Genomic DNA, 4,602 nt, shown 5'->3' with positions numbered 1-4,602 from the left:
TGTGATGTCCAGGCAGGTTGTTTTCGATTCTGCTGATGGGCGGGGCTCCGATCGCGGAGTGGTGCCTGTGATGATTGTAGAAGTGCAGCCAGCCCGGGAGTGCTTTGCGGCGCTCAGTCTCTGAGGGATAGAGCTTCGCGTATGCCCAGCCGTCGGCGAGGGTGCGGTGGAAGCGCTCGATCTTCCCATTCGTTTGTGGACGGTAAGGCCGGGTCTTCTTCGCCGTGATCCCAAGATCGATGCAGGCATCGCGCCAGGCGTGAGACTTGTAGGCCGAGCCGTTGTCCGAGAGGACGCGCTCGACAGTGACACCGCGGTCGGCAAACCAGGACACCGCTCGGCGGAGAACACCGATCGCGGTGTCCGCTTTCTCGTCGGAGCAGATCTCGGCGTAAGCGACGCGGGAGTGGTCGTCGATGACGGTGTGCACGAACGCAGTGCCGAGCCTCGGCTCGTAACGATGGTTCCTGCTCTTGGTGCGGGTGGCGGTGGCCTCTCGGTTGCGTTCGCCTTGGACGCGGCCGACGAACCGCCAGCCGCCGCCGTCGGGGATGTTGCCGAACTTCGTGACGTCGACGTGGATCAGCGATCCGGGATGATCGTGCTCGTAGCGGCGGATTTGCTCCCCATTGACCCTGTCGATATGGCTGAGCCGGTTGATGCGGCAGCGCACCAGGACCGCGTGGACGGTCGAGGCGGGCAGACCGAGTTCGCCAGCGATCTGAACCGGGCCGAGACGCCGCCGCCACCTCGCTTTCACGATCTTCTTGACCTGCGGCAGCGGGGTCTTCGTCGGCATCGATCGCGGGCGACTCGAACGATCAGCCATCCCAGCAGGTCCCTCCAGGCGCAGCCTGGCCGCCCACTTCCGGGCGGTCACGGGCGAGACCATGAACATCTTCGCCGCGGCCTGCGGCGGCCAGTGATCCTCGACGATCAGGCGCGCCAGTCGAAGCCGGGCGCGTGGGGTCAGGGCAGCGTTAGCGTGGGACACGAGGGCCTCCTGGTTCCTGAAGCGGTTGAACTCAACAGCTCCACTTCACAACCGGAGGCCCTCACCTCTCAGCTCTTCACGGCCGTGTCGCCGAAACAACGTCCCTGGACATCACACCTAGGTCGCCCAGCAGGAGTGAACGGTGCCAGTGGTGGCCTGCGCGACAGTGGGGATCGTTTCGACGAATGTCCGGGTGATCGTCTCGGATGAGGGGTACTCGATGACACGCCAACCAACGATGCCGAAGTCTTCATCGAGCGCTTGCAGCGCGCAGACGAAGCCCATTCCAGCGGGCGGGGTCGCTTGAAATGACACCATCACGATGCGAGCGTCGACGAGCTCGAAACCTGTCTCGTCGTATCCGACGTCATCGAGAGAATTAGAGATGGTCAGCCACGACAGCCCGGCAACGGACGCTACAGCGATGGTTCCGACGATGACCCAGAACGCCCGGCGGCGAGCGGGACGGGGACCGCGGCCATAACGGTCGTCGAGCTGCTGCTTCGTGGTCACCGGATGCGCTTCTCTGTGGACTCTCGGCGATCTCATCTGCGGCTGCGGGCGTCTTGGGCGGCGAGCTCGAGGAGGCGCGCGTTGTACTCGTCGAGCTCGGCATCCCCTGCCCGATCGGCGTGCCGGTCGCGGCGTTTCGTCTCGCGGTCATCGCTGCGGCTCCATTGGATCGCGACCGTGATCGCGAGGATGAGGGTGGGTATCTCACCGATCGACCAGGCGATGCCGCCGCCGGTGTACTGGTCCTCCAGCGGCGTCGCCCCCCACGTGCGCCCCATCGCCCCGAACCACTCCGCGACCATCAGCCCGGACTGCATCATGATCGCGATACCGAAGAACGCGTGCATCGCCATCACCCCGATCAGCAGTAGCAGCCGGCCGGGGTAGGGCAGGCGGTACGGCACCGGGTCGACGCCGATCAGAGATGTCGCGAAGAGATACCCGGTGATGAGGAAGTGCGCGACCATCCACTGGTGGCCGAGGTGGTCGTACAGCGACCAGCGAAACAGGTCGGTGTAGTAGAAGATCCACAACGAGCCGATGAACAGGCCGGCCGCGACGAATGGGTTCGTGAGCACTCTGGCGACGGGCGAGTGCACGGCCCACAGGATCCATTCTCGGCCGCCGCGGGTGCCGTCGTCGCGTTTGCGGATTGCCCGCGCTGCGAGGGTCACTGGGGCGCCGGCGACCAACAGCACGGGGATCGCCATCGTCAGCAGCATGTGCCCGACCATGTGCATGCTGAACAGGTAGTCCTGGTAGACGTTGACCACGCCGCCGGTGACCCACACCAGCAGCAGCATTCCCGCGACCCACATGATGGTGCGGTACAGCGGCCAGGAGTCGCCGCGGCGCCGCAGCCGCCACACGCCCGCCAGGTAGAAGAACACTGCGAACCCGGCGATCGTCGCCCACAGCAGGTCGACGTTCCACGCGGTGAGCCAGCGATCGATCGTCAGCTCGGGCGGCAGCGGTGCGCCGGTGAGACGTTCCGCCGGCGACGGAGTCGTCGGAAGCGGCGCCGGGTTCGGGGGCGGTGTGCGTGCCAGCGCTGCGGCCGCGCCGCTGGCCACCCCCATCACGGCCAGCTCGAAGGCAACGAAGGTCCAGAAGGGACGCGTTGCGGCGTCCGAGTCGCGCATCCTCCCGATCAGCCGCGTCCGGTACCGGACGCCGAACAGACCCATCGCGATGAGCGCGACGACTTTGACGCCCAGGATCGCCCCGTAGGGGGTGAGCAGCGCCGACCAGTCCTGCAGGCCGATCGCGGCGCGCACCGTCCCGGACACGGCGACGAGCACGAACGCGGCCAGGGCGATGCTCGAGTAGCGCGCGACGACATCGGCGAGGTGGACCCGTTTCAGCAGTGGCCGGACGATGACGATCAGAACAAGACCGCCCAGCCATACGGCGGCGCCGATAATGTGCAGGATCAGCGCCATCATCGCCTCGTGATGGAATGCGTCGTCGCCGGAGTGGCCCTGTGTTCCCATCGGGACCAGCGCCGCGATCGCGAGACCGGCGACGAGAAGCGTTCCCGTCCAGGACCGTACCGCGAAGGTGAGCACGGTCAGTGCCGCGCCGGCAACGGTGGTGATCAGCCAGGTACGACCGACCTCGAGCTCGACGAGGAACCGTCCCAGCTGGGCGCCGAACTGCGGTCCGGCGTCCACGGCGGGGTTGAACACGTCGAGGAAGATGAAGAACCCCGTCGCAGCGGCTGCCACGGTGAACAGAGCGGCGGCGATCGAGGCGGTGTCGATCGCGACATCGAACTCCCGCTCTCCGGCACGCAACGCGAACAGCGCGACTACGAGCGCGCCGACCATGCCCGCCGCGGTGAGGTTGACGATCAGTTTCGCGGTGGGCAGGCCCCAGCGCACGATCGGGCCGGCATCGCCGATGGGCAGCCCCGCCGCTCCCCCGCCGAACGCCAAGCCCGCGACCAAAGTGAGGAGTGCGGCGACGATGAGGAGTGCGAGCCCGCCGGCGCGGAGGGCGCGGGGGTTCATGCCCAGAATGGTCACGCCGGGGGCGACGGCGCGCGGAGTTCTCGTGATCATCAGGTGCTTCGACTCAGACAGCGGTGGGGTCAGCTGAGGCCGGAGTACGCGTGGAGTCCTTTGAAGAACATGTTGACGATGGTGAAGTTGAACAGCACCGCGAGGAACCCGATGATGCACAGCCACGCGGAGCGGGTGCCTCGCCAGCCGCGTGTCGCCCGGGCGTGGATGTAGCCGGCGTAGAGCACCCAGATCACGAAGGTCCAGACCTCTTTGGTATCGAACCCCCAGTAGCGCCCCCAGGAGTCTTTGGCCCAGATCGCGCCGGCGATCAGCGTGAAGGTCCAGAACACGAACCCGACGATCACGAACCGGTATGCGAGGGACTCGAGCGCGTCCGCGGGCGGCAGCGTGGCCAGGAACCGCGGGCCGCTGCTCGGTGCGCCGTCCGCGGACACCGCTCCGGCTGCCGTGCGGCGTTCGCGGCGGGCCTGCAGGAGCTGGGTGACGGAGAGGCCGCAGGCGATCGCGAACAGCGCGGTGGCCAGGGATGCGACGAAGACGTGGATGACCAGCCACACGCTCTTGAGCGGGTCCATCAGGGGAACGACTTCGACGTAGAAGGTGATGGTGGCGCCGCCCAAGAGCAGCACCACCATGCCGATCAGGAACGCGCCGAGGAAGCGGAGGTCGTAGCGGCGCAGCACCAGTAGGTACACCGCGACGATCAGGACGGTGCCGGTGAGGGCGAACTCGTACATGTTGGCCCACGGGACCCGCCCGGCCGCGATCCCCCGCAGGACGGTGCCGGCCAGGTGGAACAGGAAACCGAGGATCGTCAGCGCCGTCCCGATCCGTGCCCATAGCAGCCGCGGCTGAGATGCTCGAGGCTCGGGGGTGCCGGGGTGCTGTTCCTGCCAGGCATCCGTGACCGCGGGGTCCGTCGCAGCGCCTATCAGCGCCGGTTCTCGCAAGGGCACGGCAGCGGGGACGGAGCGGCGGGCGAGGTCGATGGTGTAGGCGATGAACGCGAGCAGGTAGGTGGCGATCGCGGTCCAGACCAGCAGCAGCGAGATGCCGTCGAGTGTGAGT

The 4,602-nt window shown here is 67.1% G+C and carries 4 protein-coding genes; all 4 read right to left on the bottom strand.

Annotated features, from left to right (window positions below):
* On the bottom strand, positions 1–994 hold a 994-nt coding region (locus Q1V87_RS10410), incomplete at its 3' end, for an IS481 family transposase (RefSeq protein WP_300592324.1).
* Between the two features lie 117 nt (positions 995–1,111).
* On the bottom strand, positions 1,112–1,507 hold the full coding sequence (locus Q1V87_RS10405; protein ID WP_300592321.1) for a DUF4307 domain-containing protein: 396 nt from the start codon (positions 1,505–1,507) through the stop codon (positions 1,112–1,114).
* Between the two features lie 32 nt (positions 1,508–1,539).
* Positions 1,540–3,519 carry a cytochrome c oxidase assembly protein gene (locus Q1V87_RS10400; protein ID WP_300592327.1) on the bottom strand — a complete coding sequence of 660 codons (1,980 nt, stop codon included), beginning with the start codon at positions 3,517–3,519 and terminating at the stop codon, positions 1,540–1,542.
* Between the two features lie 80 nt (positions 3,520–3,599).
* On the bottom strand, positions 3,600–4,602 hold a 1,003-nt coding region (ccsB, locus tag Q1V87_RS10395), incomplete at its 5' end, for a c-type cytochrome biogenesis protein CcsB (protein ID WP_300592318.1).

The organism is Microbacterium sp., from assembly GCF_030149085.1.
Classification (GTDB): domain Bacteria; phylum Actinomycetota; class Actinomycetes; order Actinomycetales; family Microbacteriaceae; genus Microbacterium.
The sequence above is the reverse complement of the archived record's forward strand: the minus strand, read 5'-3'. Positions and strand labels throughout refer to the sequence as shown.